Source organism: Sharpea porci (assembly GCF_009695655.1).
Taxonomy (GTDB): Bacteria; Bacillota_I; Bacilli_A; order Erysipelotrichales; family Coprobacillaceae; genus Sharpea; species Sharpea porci.
The window spans coordinates 1-23,295 of record NZ_VUNM01000032.1; the positions used below are offsets into that span (position 1 = coordinate 1).

General features: G+C 36.7%; 25 protein-coding genes and 6 tRNA genes. 29 read left to right on the top strand and 2 right to left on the bottom strand.

Features of this window, described 5'->3' with window-relative positions:
• Window positions 1-266 precede the first annotated feature (266 nt).
• The 22 genes from FYJ79_RS10615 to FYJ79_RS10725 all read left to right on the top strand — a co-directional run bounded on the left by FYJ79_RS10615 (window position 267) and on the right by FYJ79_RS10725 (window position 16,242).
• On the top strand, window positions 267-782 hold the full coding sequence (locus FYJ79_RS10615) for a YceD family protein (RefSeq protein ID WP_277636972.1): 516 nt from the start codon (window positions 267-269) through the stop codon (window positions 780-782).
• Window positions 783-794: 12 nt separating this feature from the next.
• Window positions 795-962 carry a 50S ribosomal protein L32 gene (gene rpmF, locus FYJ79_RS10620; RefSeq protein ID WP_033162483.1) on the top strand — a complete coding sequence of 56 codons (168 nt, stop codon included), beginning with the start codon at window positions 795-797 and terminating at the stop codon, window positions 960-962.
• 181 nt (window positions 963-1,143) lie between these two features.
• Window positions 1,144-1,578 carry a division/cell wall cluster transcriptional repressor MraZ gene (gene mraZ, locus FYJ79_RS10625; RefSeq protein WP_154518073.1) on the top strand — a complete coding sequence of 145 codons (435 nt, stop codon included), beginning with the start codon at window positions 1,144-1,146 and terminating at the stop codon, window positions 1,576-1,578.
• The gene (rsmH, locus tag FYJ79_RS10630; protein WP_154518076.1) at window positions 1,578-2,519 is read left to right on the top strand and encodes a 16S rRNA (cytosine(1402)-N(4))-methyltransferase RsmH; all 942 of its coding nucleotides are present in this window, start codon (window positions 1,578-1,580) and stop codon (window positions 2,517-2,519) included. Before mraZ ends, rsmH begins: the two co-directional genes overlap by 1 nt.
• A complete protein-coding gene (locus tag FYJ79_RS10635) occupies window positions 2,512-2,817 on the top strand; it encodes a hypothetical protein (RefSeq protein ID WP_229771458.1) in 306 nt (101 codons plus the stop codon). The genes rsmH and FYJ79_RS10635 overlap by 8 nt, the downstream gene beginning before the upstream one ends.
• Window positions 2,814-4,940, top strand: coding sequence for a penicillin-binding protein (locus FYJ79_RS10640; RefSeq protein ID WP_154518079.1), 2,127 nt, complete (start codon window positions 2,814-2,816; stop codon window positions 4,938-4,940). Before FYJ79_RS10635 ends, FYJ79_RS10640 begins: the two co-directional genes overlap by 4 nt.
• A gap of 61 nt (window positions 4,941-5,001) precedes the next feature.
• Window positions 5,002-5,976 carry a phospho-N-acetylmuramoyl-pentapeptide-transferase gene (gene mraY, locus FYJ79_RS10645; protein ID WP_154518082.1) on the top strand — a complete coding sequence of 325 codons (975 nt, stop codon included), beginning with the start codon at window positions 5,002-5,004 and terminating at the stop codon, window positions 5,974-5,976.
• On the top strand, window positions 5,977-7,320 hold the full coding sequence (gene murD, locus FYJ79_RS10650) for a UDP-N-acetylmuramoyl-L-alanine--D-glutamate ligase (protein WP_154518085.1): 1,344 nt from the start codon (window positions 5,977-5,979) through the stop codon (window positions 7,318-7,320).
• Window positions 7,321-7,345: 25 nt separating this feature from the next.
• Window positions 7,346-8,431 (top strand): undecaprenyldiphospho-muramoylpentapeptide beta-N-acetylglucosaminyltransferase, encoded by a 1,086-nt coding sequence (gene murG / locus FYJ79_RS10655; RefSeq protein WP_326803815.1) that lies wholly within the window; start codon window positions 7,346-7,348, stop codon window positions 8,429-8,431.
• A gap of 1 nt (window position 8,432) precedes the next feature.
• Window positions 8,433-9,344 carry a UDP-N-acetylmuramate dehydrogenase gene (murB, locus tag FYJ79_RS10660; RefSeq protein ID WP_154518088.1) on the top strand — a complete coding sequence of 304 codons (912 nt, stop codon included), beginning with the start codon at window positions 8,433-8,435 and terminating at the stop codon, window positions 9,342-9,344.
• Between the two features lie 3 nt (window positions 9,345-9,347).
• Window positions 9,348-10,142, top strand: coding sequence for a cell division protein FtsQ/DivIB (locus FYJ79_RS10665; protein WP_154518091.1), 795 nt, complete (start codon window positions 9,348-9,350; stop codon window positions 10,140-10,142).
• Between the two features lie 77 nt (window positions 10,143-10,219).
• The gene (locus FYJ79_RS10670) at window positions 10,220-11,395 is read left to right on the top strand and encodes an AfsR/SARP family transcriptional regulator (protein WP_195837079.1); all 1,176 of its coding nucleotides are present in this window, start codon (window positions 10,220-10,222) and stop codon (window positions 11,393-11,395) included.
• A 432-nt stretch (window positions 11,396-11,827) separates the two neighbouring features.
• Window positions 11,828-11,903: transfer RNA gene (locus FYJ79_RS10675), tRNA-Val, on the top strand.
• Window positions 11,904-11,914: 11 nt separating this feature from the next.
• Window positions 11,915-11,990: transfer RNA gene (locus FYJ79_RS10680), tRNA-Thr, on the top strand.
• A 5-nt stretch (window positions 11,991-11,995) separates the two neighbouring features.
• Window positions 11,996-12,079, top strand: a tRNA-Tyr gene (locus tag FYJ79_RS10685).
• Window positions 12,080-12,083: 4 nt separating this feature from the next.
• Window positions 12,084-12,159 (top strand) — tRNA-Gln (locus tag FYJ79_RS10690).
• A 13-nt stretch (window positions 12,160-12,172) separates the two neighbouring features.
• Window positions 12,173-12,248, top strand: a tRNA-Lys gene (locus FYJ79_RS10695).
• Between the two features lie 5 nt (window positions 12,249-12,253).
• Window positions 12,254-12,327: transfer RNA gene (locus tag FYJ79_RS10700), tRNA-Gly, on the top strand.
• A 319-nt stretch (window positions 12,328-12,646) separates the two neighbouring features.
• Window positions 12,647-13,717, top strand: a complete 1,071-nt coding sequence (locus FYJ79_RS10710; protein WP_154518099.1) for a hypothetical protein — start codon at window positions 12,647-12,649, stop codon at window positions 13,715-13,717.
• On the top strand, window positions 13,704-14,273 hold the full coding sequence (locus FYJ79_RS10715) for a hypothetical protein (RefSeq protein ID WP_154518102.1): 570 nt from the start codon (window positions 13,704-13,706) through the stop codon (window positions 14,271-14,273). Before FYJ79_RS10710 ends, FYJ79_RS10715 begins: the two co-directional genes overlap by 14 nt.
• A 1-nt stretch (window position 14,274) precedes the next feature.
• Window positions 14,275-15,531, top strand: coding sequence for a sensor histidine kinase (locus tag FYJ79_RS10720; protein ID WP_154518105.1), 1,257 nt, complete (start codon window positions 14,275-14,277; stop codon window positions 15,529-15,531).
• A 60-nt stretch (window positions 15,532-15,591) separates the two neighbouring features.
• Window positions 15,592-16,242, top strand: a complete 651-nt coding sequence (locus FYJ79_RS10725) for a response regulator transcription factor (protein ID WP_154518108.1) — start codon at window positions 15,592-15,594, stop codon at window positions 16,240-16,242.
• Between the two features lie 163 nt (window positions 16,243-16,405).
• On the opposite strand, the gene FYJ79_RS10730 is transcribed toward FYJ79_RS10725, so the two are convergent.
• Entirely contained in the window at window positions 16,406-17,686 is a 1,281-nt protein-coding gene (locus FYJ79_RS10730) for a glucose-6-phosphate isomerase (protein WP_154518111.1), read from the bottom strand.
• A complete protein-coding gene (locus tag FYJ79_RS10735; RefSeq protein WP_154518114.1) occupies window positions 17,683-18,060 on the bottom strand; it encodes a CvfD/Ygs/GSP13 family RNA-binding post-transcriptional regulator in 378 nt (125 codons plus the stop codon). Before FYJ79_RS10735 ends, FYJ79_RS10730 begins: the two co-directional genes overlap by 4 nt.
• Before the next feature lie 164 nt (window positions 18,061-18,224).
• Between FYJ79_RS10735 and FYJ79_RS10740 the strand changes: the two genes are divergently transcribed.
• The 7 genes from FYJ79_RS10740 (at window position 18,225) to FYJ79_RS10770 (ending at window position 23,143) form a co-directional block, all read left to right on the top strand.
• The gene (locus tag FYJ79_RS10740; protein WP_051646856.1) at window positions 18,225-18,476 is read left to right on the top strand and encodes a NifU family protein; all 252 of its coding nucleotides are present in this window, start codon (window positions 18,225-18,227) and stop codon (window positions 18,474-18,476) included.
• 215 nt (window positions 18,477-18,691) lie between these two features.
• Window positions 18,692-19,843, top strand: a complete 1,152-nt coding sequence (gene metK / locus FYJ79_RS10745) for a methionine adenosyltransferase (protein ID WP_154518117.1) — start codon at window positions 18,692-18,694, stop codon at window positions 19,841-19,843.
• 34 nt (window positions 19,844-19,877) lie between these two features.
• A complete protein-coding gene (locus FYJ79_RS10750; RefSeq protein ID WP_154518120.1) occupies window positions 19,878-20,414 on the top strand; it encodes a GNAT family N-acetyltransferase in 537 nt (178 codons plus the stop codon).
• A 71-nt stretch (window positions 20,415-20,485) separates the two neighbouring features.
• A complete protein-coding gene (locus FYJ79_RS10755; protein ID WP_154518123.1) occupies window positions 20,486-21,439 on the top strand; it encodes an L-lactate dehydrogenase in 954 nt (317 codons plus the stop codon).
• Window position 21,440: 1 nt separating this feature from the next.
• Window positions 21,441-22,043 (top strand): peptidoglycan recognition protein family protein, encoded by a 603-nt coding sequence (locus FYJ79_RS10760; protein WP_154518126.1) that lies wholly within the window; start codon window positions 21,441-21,443, stop codon window positions 22,041-22,043.
• Between the two features lie 142 nt (window positions 22,044-22,185).
• Complete coding sequence (gene hpf, locus FYJ79_RS10765; RefSeq protein WP_154518129.1) at window positions 22,186-22,719, top strand: ribosome hibernation-promoting factor, HPF/YfiA family; 534 nt, start codon at window positions 22,186-22,188, stop codon at window positions 22,717-22,719.
• Between the two features lie 130 nt (window positions 22,720-22,849).
• Window positions 22,850-23,143 carry a PTS sugar transporter subunit IIB gene (locus FYJ79_RS10770; RefSeq protein WP_154518132.1) on the top strand — a complete coding sequence of 98 codons (294 nt, stop codon included), beginning with the start codon at window positions 22,850-22,852 and terminating at the stop codon, window positions 23,141-23,143.
• The last annotated feature ends 152 nt before the right edge of the window (window positions 23,144-23,295 follow it).

Here is a 23,295-nt window from a genome sequence, read left to right on the forward strand (position 1 = left end):
CAGAGCAAATTGAGATAAACTGTTTTTCGTCACTATAAATTTTTTTGAGGTTCCTTGAACCTCTTTTTGTGCTTCTAAGATAAATAAATCAAAATATACCCTTGACTACTGATAGTAAATCACCTCGCTCGTTTTAGTTTATCATGAAAGATAAAAAAAGAGTAGAAGAGAAGGTCGAAAAACTTGACAAGTCGCCCTATAATCATGTATTTTTTGATTGACTTATAGAGGCGCTTTGCTTATAATGGGACATGCAGTTATAGAGGGTGACGATTTTGAAATGGAATAAACAGTGGTTACAAAAACAAAAAAACGGCGAATTCGATTTTGAAGAGTCATTAACATTCCCTGAAGAAATGTTCTATAACTTATCTAGAATCAATGGCTTAAAGGACGTTGAAGCAAGAGGGCATGGGCGCTATGACATTAAGTCGGATCGTCTTTATGTAGACTTGCATGTAAAGGGTACAATGATAGTTCCTTGTGCAATCTCACTAGAAGATGTTGACTATCCTTTTGAGATTCATGAAATGGAAACATTTGCCTTTTATAAGCCTGAAGAAGACGAAGAGGTTATTGAAGCAAGAAAGAATGTTGCTGACTTAACTTCTGTCATTTGGACAGAAATTATGATGGAAGTCCCAATGCGTGTTGTCAAAGAAGGCGCAACAATGAAACGTAATGGTCAGGGATGGCAAGTCCTTGACGAAGAAGATCTAGAAGAAGAGGATCCAATCGATCCAAGGCTTGCAAAGCTTAAAGATTACTTTAAGGACAAATAAGGAGGTAGAACTATGGCAGTACCAGCTAGAAGAGTATCAAGCACAAGAAGAGATAAGAGAAGAACTCATGACAAGTTAAAGGCACCAACTGTTGTTGTATGTCCAGAATGTGGACAGTTAAAACTTTCTCATAGAGTATGTAAGCATTGTGGTTCTTACGATGGCGTAAAAGTTAAATAATCGTAAACATAATGAATATCTGAGTGGCTTTATAGCCACTCTTTTTTTGTCTATTGGCATTGTCTATGTGAATAGACTTTTTTATTTTCTAAAATTAGTTATCAAATCTATACATTGGTGGGTGTAATTGGTATAATGGTGGCATGAAGTGTCAAAAAATGTCAGAAAGTGGGGAGTGAGTATGTTTTTTGGGGAATACCGACACAACTTAGATGCTAAAGGTCGATTAAGTATTCCAGCCAAATTACGTGCTCAGTGCCCAGGTAGTGTCTATGTCACGATTGGCAATGATGGCTGTTTGAACGTTTATAATGAAGAAGGGTGGCAGAATTACTATGCCAAGCTTTCTAAGCTCAAGCAGAATAAGAAAAGTGCCCGTGCATTCTTACGTTTAGTCACTTCGCGTGTATCTGAATGTGAATTTGATAAGATGGGACGTATTAATATTCCTGCTTTATTAAGGGAACACTCACATTTGGAAAAGTCCTGTGTCATTGTTGGCTCAGGAGACCATATGGAAATATGGAATGAAGATGCCTGGGATCAGTATATTGATGCCAATAATGATGATTTTGATAGTTTGTCAGAAATGCTAGATGAAATGGAAGAAGAATAATGTTTGAACATAAGAGTGTGTTATTGAATGAAGCAATTGAATCGCTGAATATTAAAGAAGATGGTATTTATGTGGATTGTACTTTGGGTGGGGGAGGCCATTCGAAAGAAATCCTTAAATGCCTTACTACTGGACATCTTTATAGCTTTGATCAGGATGATCATGCAATTGCTGCAGCAACATCACGATTGCAAGAAATATCTGATCACTTCACCATCATCAATAGCAATTTTGTCAATATCAAAACCAGGCTATACGAGCATGGTGTCAAGCAGGTAGATGGCGTGCTTTATGATTTAGGCGTTTCTTCACCACAGTTTGATGAAGAATCGAGAGGGTTTTCGTATCGCTTTGATGGCCCTTTGGATATGCGTATGAATCAGCATCAGAGCTTATCAGCTTATGATGTTGTCAATAGCTATAGCTATAATGATCTCGTTCGTATTCTCTATAAATATGGTGATGAGAAATTTGCGAAAAGTATTGCTCGACATATTGAACAGGAACGTATGAAAAAGCCTATTCAAACAACATTTGAACTTGTTGAAATCGTTAAGCAAGCGATTCCTGCAAGAGCAAGAAGAACAGGTGGTCATCCTGCTAAGCGTACATTCCAGGCTATCCGTATTGAAGTCAATGATGAACTGAATGTGTTTGAGAAAAGTTTAAATGATGCCTTAAGCATGCTGAAGGTGGGCGGGCGTGTAAGCGTCATTACTTTCCAGTCGCTTGAAGATAAGATTGCGAAATATACTTTTAATGAAATCACAAGCATGCCAGAGATACCAAAAAATATTGCTGTTATACCAGATAACATGCAGCCAAGATTTAAGAAAGTGACAAGAAAACCGATTACTGCAAGTGAAGCAGAACTTGAGGAGAACTATCGTTCGCATTCTGCTAAATTGCGTGTTGTGGAGAGGGTAAGAGAAGATGAGTAAGAGTAAGAAAAGAAGTCCAAGAATTTTTAGATTTGCCATGCGTTTATTAGTATTTTCCTTTTTTCTCTTTTTAGTGAGTACAATTTCCTTAAACTCACAAGAAATCAACATTAATGCAAAGAGCAAGAAAATTCAGGAAGAAATGACAACATTAAAATCGGATATTGATGGTCTAAAGATTCAGAAGCAAGAACTCTCTTCTTTTTCTCGTGTCAAAGAAATCGCTGAAAAGAAAGGGTATACATATCAACAATCTTCTGTTTCAGCAAATGTTGTGGGAGTTGAACAGAATAAATGAAAAAAGCCAAATTTAAGTATGCAAAGCTGATTTATATCATCTTTGCTTTTGTTGTTTTATTGCTTGCTTTTAATATTATCTATTTGACTGTGACGGGGAAAACACTTGTCTCACAGGTTAATATTAGAGACTTCGCAAAAACAAGGGGAGGTTCACAAACGACCAAGATTATTCAGGCTAAACGTGGGACGATTTATACATCGGATAAGAAGGTTGTTGCTACTGATGTTAAGAAATATAATCTTGTCGCGATTCTTTCCCACAAGAGGCTAACGGCAAAGGGTGAACCTGCCTATGTCCAGGATAAAGAAAAAACAGCACGTGTCCTCGCCAAGTATCTTGGGACAAGCTATGACTATATTTATAACAAGCTTAAGAAAACATCCTATCAGGTAGAGTTTGGTAATGTTGGTAAGAATGTTTCAGCTCTTGCGAAAAAACAGATTGATGCAGAAAACTTACCTGGCTTAGAATGGAGTGAAATTACGTCACGTAATTATGAATTTGGGGATTTTGCATCATATGAAGTAGGCTATGCTGGCTTGAAAGATACTAATGACCCTTATACTATGGTTGGACAAATGGGAATCGAAAAGTCTTATAATAGCTGGCTGGCTGGGAAAAATGGGAAAACAGTTTATCTTGCTGATGCGAATAAGAATCAGCTACCTGGAGAAGCTCTGTCAACGACGAAAGCTGTTGATGGTAATGATGTCTATATGACAATTAATTCCACATTGCAAACCCAGTTAGATAGTGCTATGAAGGAGTTCTCTGAAAATGTTAAATCGAGTGCTTCAGCCTGTGCCATTATGGATGCTAAAACGGGGCGTATTCTTGCCATCAGCAACTATCCATCATTTGATCCTAATAAGCGTAATTTTACAAGTTATGAAGATAAATTTATTAATATGGCGATTGAACCAGGTTCGGTTTTTAAGAGTTTTGTTTATGCCAATGCTTTAAGTGATGGGAAACTGAATTTGAAGGAAACTTATGTCTCAGGTCATTTTAATTTTATGTCAGCCAATAAGCTTATTGCGACAATTCATGATCACAATAAAGTGGGCTGGGGGACGATTACTTATGAACAGGGGCTTTATCATTCTTCTAATACAGCTATTTGTCATATCTTGTTGGAAAAGACGGATATGCAGTCGCTGATTCAAGACTATAATGATCTTGGCTTCTTTAAGGCAAGCAAGATTGATGGCTTAGTAAGCGGTTCAGGCGTGAAAGGTTTTGATGGCAAAAGCAAGAGCTTAAGCTATGTGACAACAGGATTTGGTCAGGGCTCTTCTGTAACGGCCTTACAGCTATTAAGAGCATATTCTGTCTTTGCGAATAAAGGCAGAACTGTTGAACCCTATCTTGTTGACAAGGTTGTCAATCCTAAAACCAATAAGACCCTTTATAAGGGCAAGACAACAATGTCGAAACAGATCTTCACTGATGATGCTATTAACCAGATGCGCAGTTTACTTAGTGGTATTGTCAATAGTGGTGAGGGTACTGGTACACCATATAAGAGTGATGAAGTTGAAATTATTGGGAAAACAGGTACCGGTCAGGTAGCTGTAAAAGGCGGTTATTCAGCAGATTTCCATACCCATCTATTTGCCGGCCTTGCACCTTATGATGATCCTAGAGTAGAGATTATTATTTGGTGGCAAAATAATGCAAATGGTACGGATGAAGCAGGGCAAATTGTTAAAGATATGATGAAATCTTCACTCAATGTTGTTGCTGGTAATAGTAAAACAGTTCAAGCGACAACCTATAAGCTTAAGAGCTATATTAATCAGTCAACAAGCTTTGTCTCCCAGGAACTTGGTAAACATTCTGTAACACCAATCATTATTGGTGATGGTGGTACGGTTGTGAATCAGTATCCGGCTGCTGGCAATGAAGTTGCAAGTAGTACCCATGTCATGTTAAGAACAGATGGCAGCAACATGACAATGCCATCAATGATTAACTGGAGTCGTAAGGATGCTGAAGCTTTTGGTGAACTATCCAATACCAAAATAGAAATTGATGGTGTCGGAACGATTTATCAACAAGATGTCAATAAAGGTACAGCTCTTACACCGGGCATGACAATCAAGCTTCATGCAAAGTGATAGACATTGTTTCTTTCTAAGAATTGTGCTATATTAAACGCGTTAAAAGGAGAAAGGGAAAATGACAACAGTGAAAATGATTTTAAGCTTTGCAGTAGCTATGATTTTAATGCTAATTGTAATGCCAAAATTCATTCCTTATTTACATAAACTTAAATTTGGGCAGGTTGAAAGAGAAGAAGGTCTTGCCTCACATAAAAAGAAGGGCGGAACACCAACAATGGGTGGACTAGCTTTCATTATTGTGAGTGCTATCGTAACTTATGTCTTGAATATCAGCTTTATTCAATCGCCTGCAGTCAATTTATTGATTTTTGCATTAATAGGTTTTGGTTTTATTGGCTTTATTGATGATTTCTTAATAGTTGTAAGACATTCTAATATTGGCTTAAAGCCAGCCTATAAGTATGGCTTGCAGTCTGTTTTTGCGATTGCCTTCTATTTTCTAGCAAAGGCATTTTTGCCAGGCTTTACAACAGAAGTCACTTTACATCTTGTAAAAGCAAAAGTTGATTTTGGCTTATTTTATCCAGTGCTGATTTATTTCATGTTTACAGCTGAAAGTAATGCGGTTAATTTAACAGACGGCTTAGATGGCCTTGCAACAGGTATTTCTATTATTGCGATTGCACCATTCGTCTTATTTGCTTTAATGAACAAACAGCTTGATGTAGCCATTGTTGCTGTTACGCTATTAGGTGCGCTTGTGGGCTTCTTGTATTTTAACTATCATCCTGCAAGAATCTTCATGGGAGATTGTGGTTCACTCGCTTTAGGTGGCTTCTTAGCCGCTATTGCGATCATAACAAAACAGGAATTATTACTGCTGATTGTTGGGATTGTGCCATTATTGGAAACATTATCTGTCATCATTCAGGTTGTAAGCTATAAGACGCGTAAAAAGCGTGTCTTCAAGATGGCTCCAATCCATCATCATTTTGAAATGTGTGGCTGGTCTGAAGTGAAGGTTGTGGTTGTTTTCTATGGTGTTGGCTTTATTGCTGGTATTGTAGGTATTTTACTAGGGGTGATGTAAATGGATCTCAAAAATAAGAAAGTGCTTGTCTTAGGGCTTGCGAAAAGTGGTAAGGCAGCTGTACGTTTGCTGGAACACTTTGGTGCACAAATAACAATCAGTGAATCAAAGAAACTTGAAGATATCGATGGTGTTGAGGATTATTTGGCACGTGGTATTCAAGTGATTTCTGGGCATGTTGATGAGGTTGTTGAAGGGGATTATGATTTAGCTATCAAGAATCCTGGCATTAATTATCATAGGCCTTTTGTTCTACGTCTTAAAGAACGCGGCATTCCTGTCTATACAGAAATCGAACTTGCTTATCAGGTTGCTAAGAAGCAACATTATATCGCTGTCACAGGAACAAATGGTAAAACAACAACAGTCAAGCTCATCTATGATATCTTAAGCAAACATCATGAGAATGTGCATATATGTGGAAATTATGGTATTCCATATTGTGATGTTGTCATGGATCATAAGCTTTATGAAGAAAGCAATCATGATGTAATTATTGAAATGAGTAATTTCCAGTTACTTGATATTGATCAATTTCATCCTGATATAGCGACCGTCTTGAATTTAACGCCGGATCATCTTGACTATATGGATTCACTGGATGAATATTATGCAAGCAAGATGCGTATTTATGAGAATCAGGATGCTCATGATTTATTTATTGAAAACGTGGATGATGAGAATCTTAAGATCTATACAAAACGTTATCCTGTTGTAAGTACTATTGAAACATTTTCGATTAAGCAGGATGCTGATTGCATGTTGAAGGATCGCACAATCTATTATCATGGCAAGAAAGTGATTGATCGTCGTGATATCAAGATTGTTGGTCTCCATAATGTTGCTAATATTATGGTAGCGATTATTGCATTAGTTCATAGTGGATTAACACTTGAACAGATTCGTGATGGTATTGCTGAATTCCATGGTGTTGAACATCGTATTGAATATGTTACAACAGTCCATGGGGTGCAATATTATAATGACTCTAAAGGTACAAATACAGATGCTACAGTGATTGCTGTGAAAGCATTTGAAAAGCCGGTGATTCTTTTAATGGGTGGTCATGAAAAAGGCCTGCCATTGGATGATGTGGCTAAACATAATGCGCAGATCAAGACATTGATTACTTTTGGTGAAGCAGGTGAACGTTTTGCCAAAGATATGCATCATCCTCATACATATTGTGTAAAACATATGAAAGATGCTATTATGAAAGCCTATGAGATTGCTGAAGAAGGCGATATTGTATTGCTTTCACCATCAACGAGTTCATTTGACGAATTCCATAATATGGAAGAGCGTGGTGAAATGTTTAAAGAAGTCGTAAAGCAGCTAGACTAGCTGCTTTTTTTAAGGAGGAGTAAGTGTGAGAATTATTGTGAGTGCAGGAGGAACAGGTGGACATCTCTATCCTGCTTTAGCGTTAGTTGATTATATCAAGGAACAGGATCCTAGTTCAGAGTTTCTCTTTGTTGGAACAACGGACCGTCTTGAAAGTCAGGTTGTCCCTGAGCTTGGTTATGCTTATCGTGGCTTGCATGTCAAAGGGATGGTTGGCAACCCTTTACAGAAAGCTAAGAATGCTTGTCTATTTCTTAAATCTTTATCAACAAGTAATAAGATTTTAAAAGAATTCAAACCTGATATTGTCATTGGATTTGGCGGTTATCCAAGTGCATCCATTGTCATGGCAGCAAGTCAGAAACATATTAAAACAATGATTCATGAACAGAACTCTATTATTGGTCTTACCAATAAGATTCTTGTTAAGAGAGTTGACGAAATTATCTGTTGTTATGAAAAAGCTTTTGAAAACTTTCCAAAAGAAAAGACAAAATTACTAGGTAATCCACGTGCATCCACAGTACATAACAAAGTCTTAAAAGATGTGCATGATATCTATCATATTGATTCTCAGCGTAAGGTTGTTGTTATTGTGATGGGATCTCTAGGTTCTGCATCCATCAATAAGACAATGGCTGATGCATTAAAAAAGATGGAAAATGCACCTTATGATGTCATCTATGCAACAGGAAAGACGCATTATGATGAAATGATGAAGATGTGTGGTCCTTTAAGTTCAACAATACATATTGTCCCATATATTGATGATATGCCTAGCGTACTTGCTTCAAGTGATCTAGCAGTCAGTCGTGCCGGTGCCACAACATTAGCCGAAATTACTTCGCTTGGGACACCAGCTATCCTCATCCCATCTCCTTATGTTGTCGCAAATCATCAAGAATATAATGCACGTGAGCTTTGTGATCAAGGAGCAGCTGTGATGATTCTAGAAAAGGATTTAGATGGTGATCGTCTCGTGAAAACAATTGATAGTATTATGAATGATAAAGCGAAAGCTTATGCTTTAAAAGAAGCTGCAATAAAGCTTGGTAAGCCACAGGCTTGTCATGATATTTATCAGGAAATTTTAAGATTGGTGGAAAAGTAATATGGATGAAATGCTTATTAAGGAATTTCTTAGTCATAACAAGATTGGAAAAGTTATTGAGAATGAACCAATGTATAAACATACGACTTACAAAGTCGGTGGGCCAGCAAGATTTTTTATAGAAGTTCAGGATATGGATGCCTTAAAGACACTTTTACACTTTGTCAGAGAAAATGCTATTCAACATATGGTTATTGGTAAAGGCAGTGACTTATTGTTCAGTGATCGTGAATATGAAGGCATTATCATTTCTTTGAATGGCTTTGATCAATATCAGGTTAATGGTAATATTATTAAGGCACAAGCTGGTGTAAGTATGATTGCTTTAAGTTATCAGGCGGCTAAACTTGGCTTATCGGGCTTTGAATTTATGGGTGGTATCCCTGGGACTATGGGCGGTGGCCTTTATATGAATGCCGGTGCTTATAAGTATTGCATTGCGGATGTTTTCAAGGAGGCAACAATACTTAATGAAAAGAATGAATTGGTGGTTCTCAATAAGGAAGAGATGCAATTTGGCTATCGTCATTCTGTTCTCCAGGAACATAAAGACTGGATTCTAATTGATGCGACTTTTGAAATGACAATAAAAGATCCCCAGGATATTAAGCGTGTGCTTGATAAACGTAAAGAGAGACGTATGACAACTCAACCATGGAACTTCGCATGTGCGGGTTCCGTATTCCGTAATCCAGAAGGTAAGTCTGCCTGGCAGTATATTGATGAAGCAGGCTTAAGAGGATTTGAAATTGGTGGTGCTCAAGTTTCCCCTAAGCATTCGAACTTTATTGTCAATAATGGCTATGCTTCCGCAAAAGATATCCTTGACCTTATTCATCTTGTTCAGGCAAAGGTTGAAGACCAGTTTGGAGTAAAACTGCATAAAGAAGTTATATTGGTGAATTGGGAGTAGTTTATGAGAAAGCACAAGAGAAAAAGAGCGAAGGTTTCCACGGTTCATTATAATGAATATGATGCCGATCCTCGTAAACACTATCTTGCTGAAATCAAAAAGAAAAAAGCAAAAAGACGTCGTCGTTTTCTCATTATATGTTTTCTAATTGCTTTGGTTGTTGTCTACTTTGTAACACCTCTCTCTCATATTCAATCTATTCAAGTTCATGGTCTTGTCAATTTAAAAGAAACAGATGTCAAAAACTCTATTCAACAGGAAACATCCGGATACTTCTTATTGACAAGTACAAAGAAAATAGAAAAAACATTAGAACAACAAGCTCTTGTAAAGAAATGCCATGTATCTAAGACATTGACAGGTGGACTTGATATAGAAATACAAGAGGCAAAACCTATAGCCTATGCACTCTTTCAAAATAAAGTCTATGTTGTGGATGAATTAGCACATGTTGAAGAAGTAACGGATGCAAAGCTCATTAAGAAATTAGAAGCAACCCCACGTATTATGTCTTTTGATACATTAGATCATATAAAAGAATTCGCAAAACAATATATTCAATTACCTTATATCTTGAGAAATTCTGTTTCTGATATTATCTTTTCACCGAAAACTGCAGATCCAACAAGCATCCGTTTTGTTATGGATAATGGCAAACAGCTCATTGTAAGATTACATGATATCAGTAAGGTACTAAGTCAAAAGAAATTCGATTATGAAGCCTATATGACTGAATATAGTGATGCTTGTGTATTTTCTTTTGAAGGAGATAGTATTTATATTACAAATTGCCAGTAAGTGTTGAGGATATGCAAGAATTGTTGCTTTAAAGGCGGCAAATGTGTAAAATAATAATCAGGAGGGGAGGTCGTGCAATGGACGACAAGATGAGGGTAAGTCTTCTTGGCTCGTTTATGATGGAGTATAATGGGGAGAAATTACTCTATCACGATTATCGTTCTAAACAAATAACGAAATTATTGGCATATCTTATTTTGAATCGAAATAAACAGATTTTTAATTCGACAACGGCAGAAATCATGTTTGATGATGACGACTCAAATGATCCAATTAATGCTTTAAAAGCGTTGATTTATCGAGTTAGAAATGTTTTGAAAAATAATTTTGGAAATGAAAAGTTTATTTTGAGCTCTAAGGGTTCATATTATTGGAATCCTGACATTGATGTGGTGGTTGATGTTGAAGAGTTTGCAGAAATGTTGAAGAAGGCCAAATATACAGATGAGGAAAATCAGCATATATATTATGAAAAGGCAAGTGCTCTTTATAAGGGGAGAATGCTGCCAATGCTGGCTGGTGATGACTGGGTGGATAACGAAAGTCAATATCTAGAAAGCCAGGCTTTATCTGTTATGCTTTCATTAATCAAATATTATTACGATAATAAGATTGACGATAAATTTGAAGAAATTTATGGTAAATTTCTGAAAATTGATCCATATAATGAAAATGTCTATTATTACGCGATTTCACACTATATGGATGAAGGGCAAGAAGACCTAGCACGCAAATATTATGCTCAAATAGAAAAACTTTTTGCGAAAGATCTTGGTATTAAACCAAGCGAGCGACTTACAAAGCTGCTTAATGCAAAAAGTGAAGCACAGGGATTTGATTATATTAAGGGATTTCTTTTAGAAGATGAAGAAGAAACAGCGTTTGAGTGCTCTAATGATGAATTTACACGTATCTGCCAGCTAGAAGCAAGACGATTAAAACGTAGTGATGAAGAAGTTTATGTTATTGATATTACAATGACACCTCATAATAAAAACTTGGATAAAAATCTTGCCGATCGTATTCTAGAATCAACAATGTCATTATTGCGTAATGCAGTATTAGCAAGCCTCCGCGCCGGTGATTGTGTAAGTGCAACAGGGAAAGATCATTATCTTATTTTAATTGAAGTTAAAGAAATGTTTATTCCTAGAATCATGGAACGTATTATTAAACAGCTCTATGAACTTGACAAATATCATCGTGCAGATATCACTTATGTCTATGAGGATATCAGAAAGATGGCTAAGTAGGATCATTTAGTCCTACTTTTTCTTTTAATGAAAATTTTAAAAATATATTGCAAACGCTTACATAATAAGTTATGATAGAAACAGAAAGAAGGAAGAGAAAAAAGAATTCCTTCTCAGTATTAAGAAGATACTTTGGATAATGTTACAAAAGTGTAGTAAAGATCTAGGAAGCAAAAATAAGGGGCTCGAGTGAGTCGAAGTACTTGTGTAAATAAGACATGAGAGTAAGAAGTAAAGAATCTGAGAGAGATGCCTAGAGATGAAAGGCTTTAAGTAAACGGGAATCACAAAGTCGCGAAGATTTGGTGATGGAAAACTTATCATAAGAGCCGTAGTGGTTTGGTAAAGAAGTAACAAAAAAGTTCAAAGTATCTTTCTTTTTTTATTGACACTTAGATGTTCTAATGGTATTATAAGTGAGCACTTGGTGATGGGAGCTTAGCTCAGTTGGGAGAGCGTCTGCCTTACAAGCAGAGGGTCAGCGGTTCGAGCCCGTTAGCTCCCACCATTTGTTTATAAGCCGACTTAGCTCAATTGGTAGAGCAACTGACTTGTAATCAGTAGGTTGTGGGTTCAATTCCTATAGTCGGCACCATTGCTGGGGAGGTAGCGAAGTGGCTAAACGCGGCTGACTGTAACTCAGTTCCTTTTGGTTCGATGGTTCGAATCCGTCCCTCCCCACCATCCTTGGGCTATAGCCAAGCGGTAAGGCAACAGACTTTGACTCTGTCATTTCGCTGGTTCGAATCCAGCTAGCCCAGCCACTTTTTATATCATGACTCGCTAGCTCAGTCGGTAGAGCATCTGACTTTTAATCAGAGGGTCAGGAGTTCGAATCTCCTGCGAGTCACCATCTATGCGGGTGTAGTTCAATGGTAGAACTCCAGCCTTCCAAGCTGACTACGTGGGTTCGATTCCCATCACCCGCTCCACTAACAAATTAAAACAATTCAAAGAAGAAATGTTATTTGTGAATAAAGTTCATAATCCTCCTTTCGGAGGATTTTTTGTTTTCTCTAAACTCATTCTTATTTTCATTACTAAAAACACTACCTTCTTCTAGCATGCAAGTTGGTGATGTATGATTAAGCATCATCATCCAATTAGTGCTTTCTTTTCTTGTTCTAAACAAATCCAAGATGAAGAAATATGCGATAATGGTTTTGAGAGGAAAGAGTTGCATGATCATTTTAATCATATTCAAATGATTATACAATGGGATGAGTGAAATCAATACGAAGAGGTATTCATATGCATAAGATGATTTATCAGTTACGGTATTTTGTAGTCTTGATTATTATAGCGGGGTTCATGAAGCTCTGTCAGACATGGGTGGATAATGATTGGTTGGAGGCGCTTTTTTTTACAATGAAATACCTATGCTTCTGTATTTTCTTATTCATGTGGATTCAATCATTAAAGGTGCGATTATTGCCAACACGTGTTCGTCATTATATGATTGTTTCAGCACTGCTCATGCTTCTTCTTTTAACTTTACGTATTTTTAAATATCGTTTTGTTGGGGAGAATGTTATTTTAATGAGATATCTCGGCTATGGTTATTTGATTCCTGAGATATTGATTACAGGCTTATTTTTCATGATTAGTTTAAGGACGATATGGGGAGATGAAAGGTATCCGTATTTTGAATGGTTCATTCATCTGATGAAATTGCTTTTGATGATCTTAGTTATGACAAATGATTTTCATCATCTTGTATACAAACCCGATATATCATTGTCTCGATGGGTTTTAACATCTGGGACATACCATTATGGTGTAGGGATGTATATGATTATTGGATGGATGTTTGTATGTGGGATTACAGGATTTGTGCTTCTGTCGATTAAGACAGGACAAAAGTCTATGAAATGGGTGTTCTTATTAACGATGACAATTGTTTCATGGCTATTCTGGGTGTTATTTACGGTGAACGTTATTGATATCTATCATATTCTTAATATGTACAATGTGCCAGAGCTCCATGTTATTCATATGGCGTTTATTCTAGAAATATGCATTCAGGCAAGGCTCATTCCTTATAATGCCAATATAGTCGACTATTTTGAACAGCTTCAACTCAAAGTTATGATCACGGATCGTTCGTTTCGTCCCTGTTATATGACATCAAAGACATTCACAGCTACACAACAACAATTACAACAAGCTTGCTTAAAACCATATAATCTGAGTCAAGATCTCAAACTCTCCGGACAAGAAATTCAAGCAGGCTATGTCTTTTGGTGTGAAGATGAGAGTCAGTTGCATAGCTTGAAAAAGAAGCTAGAAGAGGCTAATGAGGTGCTAAGTGAAAGAAAATAGTCTTATTGCCCAAGAGAACTACCTTGCTTTAAAACAAGCACAATTGGATGCCCATAAAGCTATCTATGATCGCATTGCTCATGTCTTGCAACCAGAACTTGAGAAGCAGAAAATGCTTCTTGATTCAATGGATTCGACTTCATCTACTTTTATTGAGGACTTAGCACGTTGTTGTGTGATGAATGCTTATATCAAACGTAAAAGCAATCTTCTTCTGATGAATTCTAAAACCCTTCCTCGACGTAATCGTGAACTCTTCTTGGCATTAGAAGAAACGTCGCGTTATTTGCAGTGCTGTCATATTCAAGCTTTGGCGACAGGGGATTCCTATTGTGATTTTCCACTTGATACAATTCATGCCCTCTATGATTGCTTCGAAGCAATTATTGAAGCCTACTTATCTTATTTAACCATTATAACCATATCACTCAATCAACATGGGATCCGTTTAGCTTTTCAAGCCACCAAGTATATTGAACTGACAAACCTGCCATTACCCATTCAAGAACAAGATCAAGACAATATACATTATATTACAATCTATCGAGGAAATTGATATGAATACATTCTACATCATTATTCAACAAGTTATTTGGTTTATGATTTGTGGCTTGGTTATATTGAATGTTATTGGATATACATTTTTGGGCTTGGAAGCTTTTTATGACAATGAAGCACAATGTCATGGATTTAAAACTGGGATGGGGTTTATGATTTCATTATGCTTATTAATCCTTGTATCCACTCTAGGCTACAATGAGAAACAGTTTTTCTTGATATTTTGGTTCTTCCTGCTATTGGTTATCTCCTTATTGACCATCCTGCTTGTATTTGAGATGAGAAGATATGGACAAAGACGACAGGAGAAAATAGGAAGTGAAACGATTAGAACAGGAATGAACTCCCTTCCTGAAGGACTCTTGCTGGCGAAAGCTAATGGGGATATCATTGTCACCAATATCGTCATGCATAATATGATGCGTGAAATGACCGGTAAAGTCATTATTCGTATGAATGATTTTTGGGACTATGTGGTATTATCTGGTCAACAGCAGGGTGACCACTATATTGTTCATGATGCATTGGGGAGTACTTGGTTTTTAAAGAAAGAAGACATAAAGATAGATGGAGAAGCATATATTCAGGTGATGGCTGTAGATATTACTAAAAGATATGCCATTATTGATGAACTGGATAAGAAACATGCTCATCTTGAAGAAGTCAAGTGGAGAATGCGCAAGGTATCAAAAGTGTCCGGTGATATGTTTGTCGCTCGTGAAGAAACAAAAGCAAGGGTAGCGTTACATAACCAATTGGGGCAGGTACTCTTGATGGGAAAATATTGCATTGAACATCCTGAAAGTACCGATTTTCAAAATGTTCATACTCTTACTCAACAAATGAATCGATTCCTGCTTGAAGAGGGTCGTGGTGTTTTAGAAATGGAGCAGGATGATATCCGTCATATCAAAGACATGGCGCGTAGTATTGGCATCACAATCCATATTCATCATGAAGAACTTATTCCTCTTATTAACCACACAGTCTTTGTTCATGTATTACAGGAAGCTGCAACAAATGCAATGAAACATGGAGGGGCAAAACATCTTTATGTGAACATAATAAGAGATGGAACAACGATAGAACTAACTTTGACTGATGATGGTAAAGCACAGAAAGATACATTTCTTGAATCGGGTGGGTTGAAGTCTCTTCGTAAGATTGTGGAACAGTATGGTGGGAAGATGATGGCTTATTATCAAACTGGCTTTGTATTGAAGCTTGTATTGCAGGAAAATGGTACGAATGGGTGATATACAATACATAGTGAGGTTTGGTATAATGGACATGAAAGAGGTAGATGGAGGCATGGCATGAATGATCATATTAAGGTCGTTGTAGTTGATGATCAGAATATATCACGTGGCTTCTTTGAAATGTATGTGATGTCTTCGAAAAACTATGAGCTTGTCGGTAGCTTGAGATATGCGAAGGATGTTGTGGACTTTGTAGAAAAACATGATGTTGATCTTGTGATTCTCGATATCATGATGCAAGAAGGTATTGATGGTCTTATGGCCGCTAAAAGCATTAAGGCCAAGTTTCCAAGAATCAAGATTATCTTGACAACATCAACAGCAGAGACAAGATGGGAGAACGAGGCAAGAAAGATAGGCGCTGAAAGCTTCTGGTATAAAGAATATGATCATCGCAGTCTTATTGACATGATGGATCTGACAATGCAAGGCCAACATGTTTATCCTGATGCTGCTCCAGAAGTTCATTTTGGCAATATCAAACGCAGTGATCTCACCCAAAGAGAACTTGATGTTCTTCGTGAACTGACAGCAAGCCTAACGAATGAAGAAATCGGGGAAAGACTCTGTATCTCACCTTATACCGTTAAACGTCATATTCAGAATATGATGGACAAGACAGGCTTTACAAGCCGTTTAGAACTCGCTATACATGCCAAAGCATTAGGCTTGGTTGTAAGTGAAGAAGTAAAGAAAAGACATAATTGAATGATTTTAGCTCATGATGAACTAAAATATATCCTGATGATAATTTCCCACTTGCTACACTATCCCTTAAAGAAACAGTGTAGCACAAAGGCAAGTCCTGATATCCCAAGCTTTGGACTTGTCTTTTTGTATAAACAAAAAAAGGAGCTAAGCTCCTTTTCTATTAATAACCAGGTTTTCCAAGTAACTTGAACATGTTCTTCTTGTAAACTTCAACACCAGGCTGGTTGAATGGGTTAACACCTAAGAAGTATACGCTCATAGCACAAGCAATTTCAAAGAAGTATACCATATAACCAAAGTTATAAGCATCAATCTTATCGATTGTAAGCTGAATGTTAGGTACATTACCTACATTTGAATGCGCATCGATTGTACCTTCACAAGCCTTCTTATTGACATAGTCAACAGTCTTGCCAGCTAAGTAGTTCAAGTTATCTAAGTTATCAGGATCACTAGGAACAGTTAAGTCTAACTGTGGCTGAGCAACCTTTAAGACTGTTTCGAAAAGGACTTTGCTGCCTTCCTGAATGAACTGGCCTAAAGAGTGCAAGTCAGTAGAGAAAGTGCCAGAAGTTGGTAAAACACCTTTGCCTTCTTTGCCTTCTGATTCTCCAAATAACTGCTTCCACCATTCTGCTGTCTGCTGTAACTGTAATTCATAGGTTACGAACATTTCAGCAGCATAGCCTTTTTTATGTAAAAGCTGACGAGCAATGGCATATTTATAAGCATCATTTGTTTCGATATTTGCATCATTATACTTATCCTGAGAATCTTTAGCACCTCTCATCATTTCGGCAATATCAATACCAGCAACTGCAATAGGGAATAAACCTACAGCAGTCAATACTGAATAACGACCACCTACATCATCAGGAACAACAAATTCTTCATAACCTTCCTGATCAGCTAAAGTCTTTAAAGCTCCTTTATGAGCATCAGTTGTTGCTACAATACGTCTAGAAGCAACTTCTTTGCCCTTTGTTTCTTCAAGTAATTCTTTGAAGATTCTAAAAGCAACGGAAGTTTCTGTTGTTGTACCAGATTTAGAAATGACATTGATACCAAATTCTTTATCTTTGACATAGTTCTTAACTTGAGCTAAGTAAGTTGATGAGAATGTATTACCAATATAAATAATCTGTACTTTATTTGTAGGATATAAGCCATTGATAGCTTCGATTGCAGCACGAGCGCCTAAATAGCTTCCGCCAATACCACAAACAAGTAATACATCAATTTCTTCTGATAATTCTTTAGCCTTTTTCTGAATTCTTGCAAATTCATCCTTGTCATAGTCAGTAGGTAATTCAACCCAACCTAAGAAATCATTACCAGCACCAGTTTTTTCATGAATCATCTTATGGATTTCGGCAACTCTATCCTTGTAAGATTCAACTGATTCAGGTAATTTTGCCTGACTTAAATCAATCTGGATCATATATCTTCCTCCTTAGTTATACCTCTCTTGATCCATCGAGGTAATTGTTCTTTCAGTGGAGCAAACCCTTTTGGCGTTTCGGCAATTGGTGAACGCTTAAAAGAAGCTGTGCGACGATAACGACGTTTATGGCGGTGAATAGCTTTTAATGAAAGCTTGGCTTGATGTGTTTGTTGGTCAATATCCAATACCTTCACTTTAACTTCATCACCAACATCTACAAAGTTATGTACATCAGCCACAAAACGATCACTAATTTCGGAAATGTGTATCAGACCACTTGTATGATCGGGTAGCACTGCAAAAGCACCGTAAGGCTGTATTCCAGTGATAGTAACAGTGACAATGTCACCTGGTTCGATAGGATAGCTCATTTACTACCTCCAATCACGTGCATTATAGCATATTTGCCTACTATAGAAAATACATTTCGTTTTTTGAATATGATTCTAAGAAAAACAATATGACGCTTACTGAGCATCTTTCTTTTCAAAATCTTTTATGTATGTTAGAATTTTCTTCGTGAGGTGTATATATTATGGATAATAATGTGAATACAGAACCAAAAAACATTGAAGAGGCTTGTAAAGAAGTTATTGAAAAAATCAGACCTTATTTAATGCGTGATGGTGGTGATATACAGTTTGTGATGTTCCAGGATGGTATTGTTTATGTACAATTATTTGGGGCATGTAATGGCTGTGGTTTAGTCGATGTAACGATTAAAGATGGTGTAGAACAAATTATGCTTGAAGAAGTGCCAGGAGTTACTGAGGTACGTGTTGTGTAATTATCTTGCTTTGTCTAGATAATTATGCTATTATGTGCAATGGACAATAAAAAAAGCTCTTATTAAGAACCACATAGATGCGGATCGTTTTAAAGTGGTGGCAACCCTCTTAGTAGAAGGTGCCTGAACCTGGCAGAGTAATCTGAACAATAAGAGGAATGCTTAAAGCTTTCCTCCTATGGAAGCTTTTTTTATTAATATATGGAGGAAATGTTATGAGTGAAAAAGTTTTATTTACTTCAGAATCTGTTTCTGAAGGACATCCTGATAAGCTCTGTGATCAGATCTCAGATGCTATACTTGATGCATGTCTAGCTGAAGATGCTAATGCGCGTGTTGCTTGCGAAACTTTCGCAACAACAAATTTAGTTGTTATTGGTGGGGAAATCACAACAACAGCTCATGTAGATTATGAAGCGATTGCAAGAAAAACAATGAAAGAAGTTGGCTATACTCAGGATGAATTAGGTATTGATGCTGATCATTGTAAGATTCAGGTTGTGATGGATACACAATCACCTGATATTGCCATGGGTACAAATAATGAAGTAGGTGGTGCTGGTGACCAGGGTATTATGTTTGGTTATGCTTGCAATGAGACAAAGAACTATATGCCTCTTACTATCGACATGGCACATGAATTAGTGCGCTATGCAAGTGAACTTAGACATAAGGGTGAATTTAAGTGGTCTCGTCCTGATATGAAATCACAGGTTACAGTTGACTATACTGATCCTGCTCATCCTAGAATTGATACTGTTCTTATGTCAATCCAGCATGATCCTGATTTTAATGAAAAAGAATTTAGAACTTTTATTAAAGAAGATATCATGAAAAAAGTCGCTTTAGACTATGGCATGAATATGGACTTTAAAGTACTTATTAACCCAACTGGCCGTTTTGTTATTGGAGGGCCACATGGTGATACTGGCTTAACTGGACGTAAGATTATCGTTGATACTTATGGTGGAGTAGCGCGTCATGGTGGAGGAGCTTTCTCTGGTAAAGACCCAACTAAGGTTGATAGAAGTGCAGCTTATATGTTACGTTATATCGCTAAAAATATTGTCGCAGCTCACTTAGCAGATCGTTGTGAACTTCAGGCGTCTTATGCTATTGGTGTTAAGGAACCAACAAGTGTCTTTGTTGAAACATATGGTACTGAAAAGGTTGCTAAAGATGTGATCTTATCTGCTGTAAGAAAAGAATTTGATTTAACACCAGCAGGCATTATTAAGACATTGGATTTAAGAAGACCTATTTATAAGTCAACAGCTGCTTATGGACATATGGGACGTAGTGATGTTGATTTACCTTGGGAACATCTTGATAAGGTTGATGCTTTAAAGAAATATTTGGATAAATAAAAGGCTCTTAGGAGCCTTTTTTATAGGAGGAAAAATGGAATTAAGAAAACTTACTAAAGAAGAAGACTTATCTTTTTTTGAAAAATTAAATGATGAAGCCTTTGATGTTTCAGAAACATTTTCTATTCAGGAATTTCTCAAAGCACAGGATGAGGGATTATTAGAAATACTATCAATAGAAACAACTGAACCAGTTGGCTATGTTGTCATTTCGGCAAACGATGAAGTCGCTTATTTGGGCTATTTTGCGATTGATGCCTCAAAACGAGGACAGGGCTTAGGTGGTGAAGCACTCGAACTGATTAAAGAAACGTATGCGCCTCGACAGCTTGTCCTTGAAACAGAAAAAGTAGATCGCAAGACACCTTATGAATCTCTCAAGATGCGTCGAAGAAGATTCTATCTTGCCCATCACTTACATCTTTCGCATTATGAAGATATCTTTAGAGGTAATCCATACCAGATTATGTGCACGCATGCCAATTTGCGCCTTAAAGCCTTTAAAGAAATTCTTGAACAACTCTTAAAAATGGGATATGACCCCGTATTATATAAGGAAGGCGAGAAATAATTTCTTGCCTTTTTTTAACATAATAGACAATTGGTGATACAATAGAGGTGATTGAAAGGAAGGATATGAAAATGAGTTTTAAGAATTCTAAAGTTGCTATTATAGGTGTAGGAAATGTAGGTGCAACAACAGCCTACACGCTGATCAATCAAGGATTATGTGAAGAGATTGTTTTAATTGATGTAAATAAAGAAAAAGCTATTGGTGAAGCTTTAGACATGCAGCATTCTATTTATTTCATGAATCGTAATATTAATGTTCATGCAGGAGATTATCAAGAATGCCAAGATGCAGACGTTGTCATTATTACGGCAAGTGTACCAATGGATCCACATGCGAATGATCGTTTAAGCATGCTTGATGGCAGTAAGAAAGTCATGAAGTCCATCATTACAAATGTCATGGCAAGTGGTTTTAATGGCATTATAGTAGTAATTTCTAATCCTGTTGATGTGATGACTTATTATGCTTATAAGCTTTCAGGATTACCTAAGAACCAGGTTATTGGTACCGGAACAACGCTTGATACAGCAAGATTGGCAGTCGAGATTTCTAATCTCTATGATCTTGACTGTAAATCTGTTTCAGCATTTGTCATGGGTGAACATGGAGATTCTGAAATTGTCAGCTGGCATTCAGCTACCATTGGTGGGAAGAATCTTGAAGATGTCATGAAAGATAATAAAGAACGAACACGTGATGAAACATTTGAAAAACTGAGAAAGAAGACAACCGCTGCTGGCTGGGAAATCTTCCATCGTAAAGGGGCGACAACCTATGGTATTGCCTCAAGTGTAGCCGCTGTCGTTAAGTCTATTCTCTTTAATGAAAATAGAATCTTGCCTGTATCCGTACTACTTGAAGGTGAATATGGAATCAACGATGTTTATCTCTCAGTACCAACAATCATTAATCAGATAGGGGCAAAGGAGATTGTTGAAATCAAATTGGATGCTAAAGAAGAAGAGGCTTTAAAAGCAAGTGCAGATGTTGTCAGCAGTTATTATGATGCTTTAAAAGATTAATATGAAGAAAAAGACATTATTGAAAAGAATACTGTTCTTTCTAGGTCTTTGCTTTGTGATTTTTGTGATCGGTCAAAGCCGTGAAACTAAGCCTGAACATAGTGAAGGATATACTTTGCCCGATCGTACCATTACTCACGCTTATCTTACAGTCAATCCCTACTCAAGACCACAAATACCATTACGTCAGGTAAAAGGTATTGTTGTTCACTATACAGCCAATCCAGGTTCCACTCCACAAAATAATCGTGACTATTTTGAAGGCTTGAAGGACAATCACAAAACACATGCTTCTGCGCATTTTATCATTGGTGCTGATGGTTCTATCATGCAGCTTATTCCTCTTAGTGAGATTGCCTATGCAAGCAACCAGCGCAACAAAGACACGATTGCTATCGAGTGCTGTCATTTAGATCGAACTGGAAAGTTTACCGATGCCACATACCAATCACTTGTCAAACTTGTTAGTAGTCTTTGTCATACATATCATTTAAACAAGGATGATGTGATCCGTCATTATGATGTCACAGGTAAGCTTTGTCCGCTTTATTATGTCCGTCATCAAGAGGCCTGGCTAGCTTTTAAGAGGGATATTGCTGTTTAGGTGTTTATTTACGAAAAATATTTTTTCTATTTTCATAGCATTATGAGATGATAATTTCAACGAGATATTTTTAGAAATGCGTTTCTTATTCCCAATTAAAAGGGGTTATAGTATAATAGAAGTATGTAAAGGAGGTATACTTATGAAGGTCACAATTAGAGGAAAGAATATCGACATTACTGATGGTATTAAGGATAAGGTCGAGAAGAAACTTTCAAAACTTGATAAGTACTTTTTAGAGGGTGAGGATCTTAATGCGAATGTTTTAGTAAGAACTTACCCATATGGTCAGAAGATCGAGGTGACAATTCCAACAAAGTTAGTTCTTCTTCGTGCCGAAGAGACTAATGAAGATTTGTATGATGCAATCGATTTAATTATCGATAAGCTAGAAAGACAGATCAGAAAACAGAAAACAAGATTAAGCAGAAAAACAAAGGATAATAATAAGCTTTCATTTAATTTTGCGGAATTAGAGAATCTTGAAGAAGAGGATATGGATGAAGTTGTTAAGACAAAGACAATTAATCCAAAACCAATGGATCTTGAAGAAGCAATTCTTGAAATGGAACTATCTGGACATAATTTCTTTGTTTATTTAGATACTGAAACAAATAAAGTATCTGTTGTCTATAAACGTCTTCATGGCGGTTATGGCTTACTTGAAACTGAATAATAGTCTTTATTAGAGGGAATGCAGAATTGCATTCCCTCTTTTTTTGAAATGTATGCGTTTTCTTTAACAATTGCATGGATGTTTGTTAGAATAGAAGTAACAAGAAAAGTATTTGAAAGGAGATTACAATATGAAAAGAATATTATTATGCTGTAAAGCAGGTGTTACTTCTAATATGTTTGCAGCAGCACTCAAAGATGAGGCACAGAAACGTAATATTGAAGTGACAATTTGGGCAACGGCTGAATTTGATGCTGAATATTCAGCACAAAGTGCCGATGTTATTCTTGTCACACCACAGTTAAGAAGTTCTTTATCAAGACTTGAAGATCTAGCAGATCCTGATACCCCAGTCTTATTGATTAGTGATGATGACTTCAAGACATTTAATGCCAAGAAAGTATTGGATGAAGCTTTACAATAGGTATGCATGATATGCATACCTTTTATTATATATTAAGAAATTGGTTTCGTCATTCAAAAAGTTATATACCCACTTACATATGAAGTAAATGGGTATATAACTTAGCCTTCCTCAGTGTCATATTGAGATGTTTTTTCGATATTAGGATTTTA

What these genes read in the sequence shown, in the direction of transcription:
- rpmF (WP_033162483.1), top strand. Translation starts at nt 795, where the DNA reads ATGGCAGTACCAGCTAGAAGAGTATCAAGCACAAGAAGAGATAAGAGA.
- FYJ79_RS10720 (WP_154518105.1), top strand. Translation starts at nt 14,275, where the DNA reads ATGAATACATTCTACATCATTATTCAACAAGTTATTTGGTTTATGATT.
- FYJ79_RS10750 (WP_154518120.1), top strand. Translation starts at nt 19,878, where the DNA reads ATGGAATTAAGAAAACTTACTAAAGAAGAAGACTTATCTTTTTTTGAA.
- FYJ79_RS10730 (WP_154518111.1), bottom strand. Translation starts at nt 17,686, where the DNA reads ATGATCCAGATTGATTTAAGTCAGGCAAAATTACCTGAATCAGTTGAA.
- FYJ79_RS10755 (WP_154518123.1), top strand. Translation starts at nt 20,486, where the DNA reads ATGAGTTTTAAGAATTCTAAAGTTGCTATTATAGGTGTAGGAAATGTA.
- FYJ79_RS10725 (WP_154518108.1), top strand. Translation starts at nt 15,592, where the DNA reads ATGAATGATCATATTAAGGTCGTTGTAGTTGATGATCAGAATATATCA.
- FYJ79_RS10735 (WP_154518114.1), bottom strand. Translation starts at nt 18,060, where the DNA reads ATGAGCTATCCTATCGAACCAGGTGACATTGTCACTGTTACTATCACT.
- murD (WP_154518085.1), top strand. Translation starts at nt 5,977, where the DNA reads ATGGATCTCAAAAATAAGAAAGTGCTTGTCTTAGGGCTTGCGAAAAGT.
- rsmH (WP_154518076.1), top strand. Translation starts at nt 1,578, where the DNA reads ATGTTTGAACATAAGAGTGTGTTATTGAATGAAGCAATTGAATCGCTG.
- metK (WP_154518117.1), top strand. Translation starts at nt 18,692, where the DNA reads ATGAGTGAAAAAGTTTTATTTACTTCAGAATCTGTTTCTGAAGGACAT.
- mraY (WP_154518082.1), top strand. Translation starts at nt 5,002, where the DNA reads ATGACAACAGTGAAAATGATTTTAAGCTTTGCAGTAGCTATGATTTTA.
- FYJ79_RS10740 (WP_051646856.1), top strand. Translation starts at nt 18,225, where the DNA reads ATGGATAATAATGTGAATACAGAACCAAAAAACATTGAAGAGGCTTGT.
- FYJ79_RS10640 (WP_154518079.1), top strand. Translation starts at nt 2,814, where the DNA reads ATGAAAAAAGCCAAATTTAAGTATGCAAAGCTGATTTATATCATCTTT.
- FYJ79_RS10710 (WP_154518099.1), top strand. Translation starts at nt 12,647, where the DNA reads ATGCATAAGATGATTTATCAGTTACGGTATTTTGTAGTCTTGATTATT.
- FYJ79_RS10635 (WP_229771458.1), top strand. Translation starts at nt 2,512, where the DNA reads ATGAGTAAGAGTAAGAAAAGAAGTCCAAGAATTTTTAGATTTGCCATG.
- FYJ79_RS10665 (WP_154518091.1), top strand. Translation starts at nt 9,348, where the DNA reads ATGAGAAAGCACAAGAGAAAAAGAGCGAAGGTTTCCACGGTTCATTAT.
- mraZ (WP_154518073.1), top strand. Translation starts at nt 1,144, where the DNA reads ATGTTTTTTGGGGAATACCGACACAACTTAGATGCTAAAGGTCGATTA.
- murB (WP_154518088.1), top strand. Translation starts at nt 8,433, where the DNA reads ATGGATGAAATGCTTATTAAGGAATTTCTTAGTCATAACAAGATTGGA.
- FYJ79_RS10670 (WP_195837079.1), top strand. Translation starts at nt 10,220, where the DNA reads ATGGACGACAAGATGAGGGTAAGTCTTCTTGGCTCGTTTATGATGGAG.
- hpf (WP_154518129.1), top strand. Translation starts at nt 22,186, where the DNA reads ATGAAGGTCACAATTAGAGGAAAGAATATCGACATTACTGATGGTATT.
- FYJ79_RS10760 (WP_154518126.1), top strand. Translation starts at nt 21,441, where the DNA reads ATGAAGAAAAAGACATTATTGAAAAGAATACTGTTCTTTCTAGGTCTT.
- FYJ79_RS10770 (WP_154518132.1), top strand. Translation starts at nt 22,850, where the DNA reads ATGAAAAGAATATTATTATGCTGTAAAGCAGGTGTTACTTCTAATATG.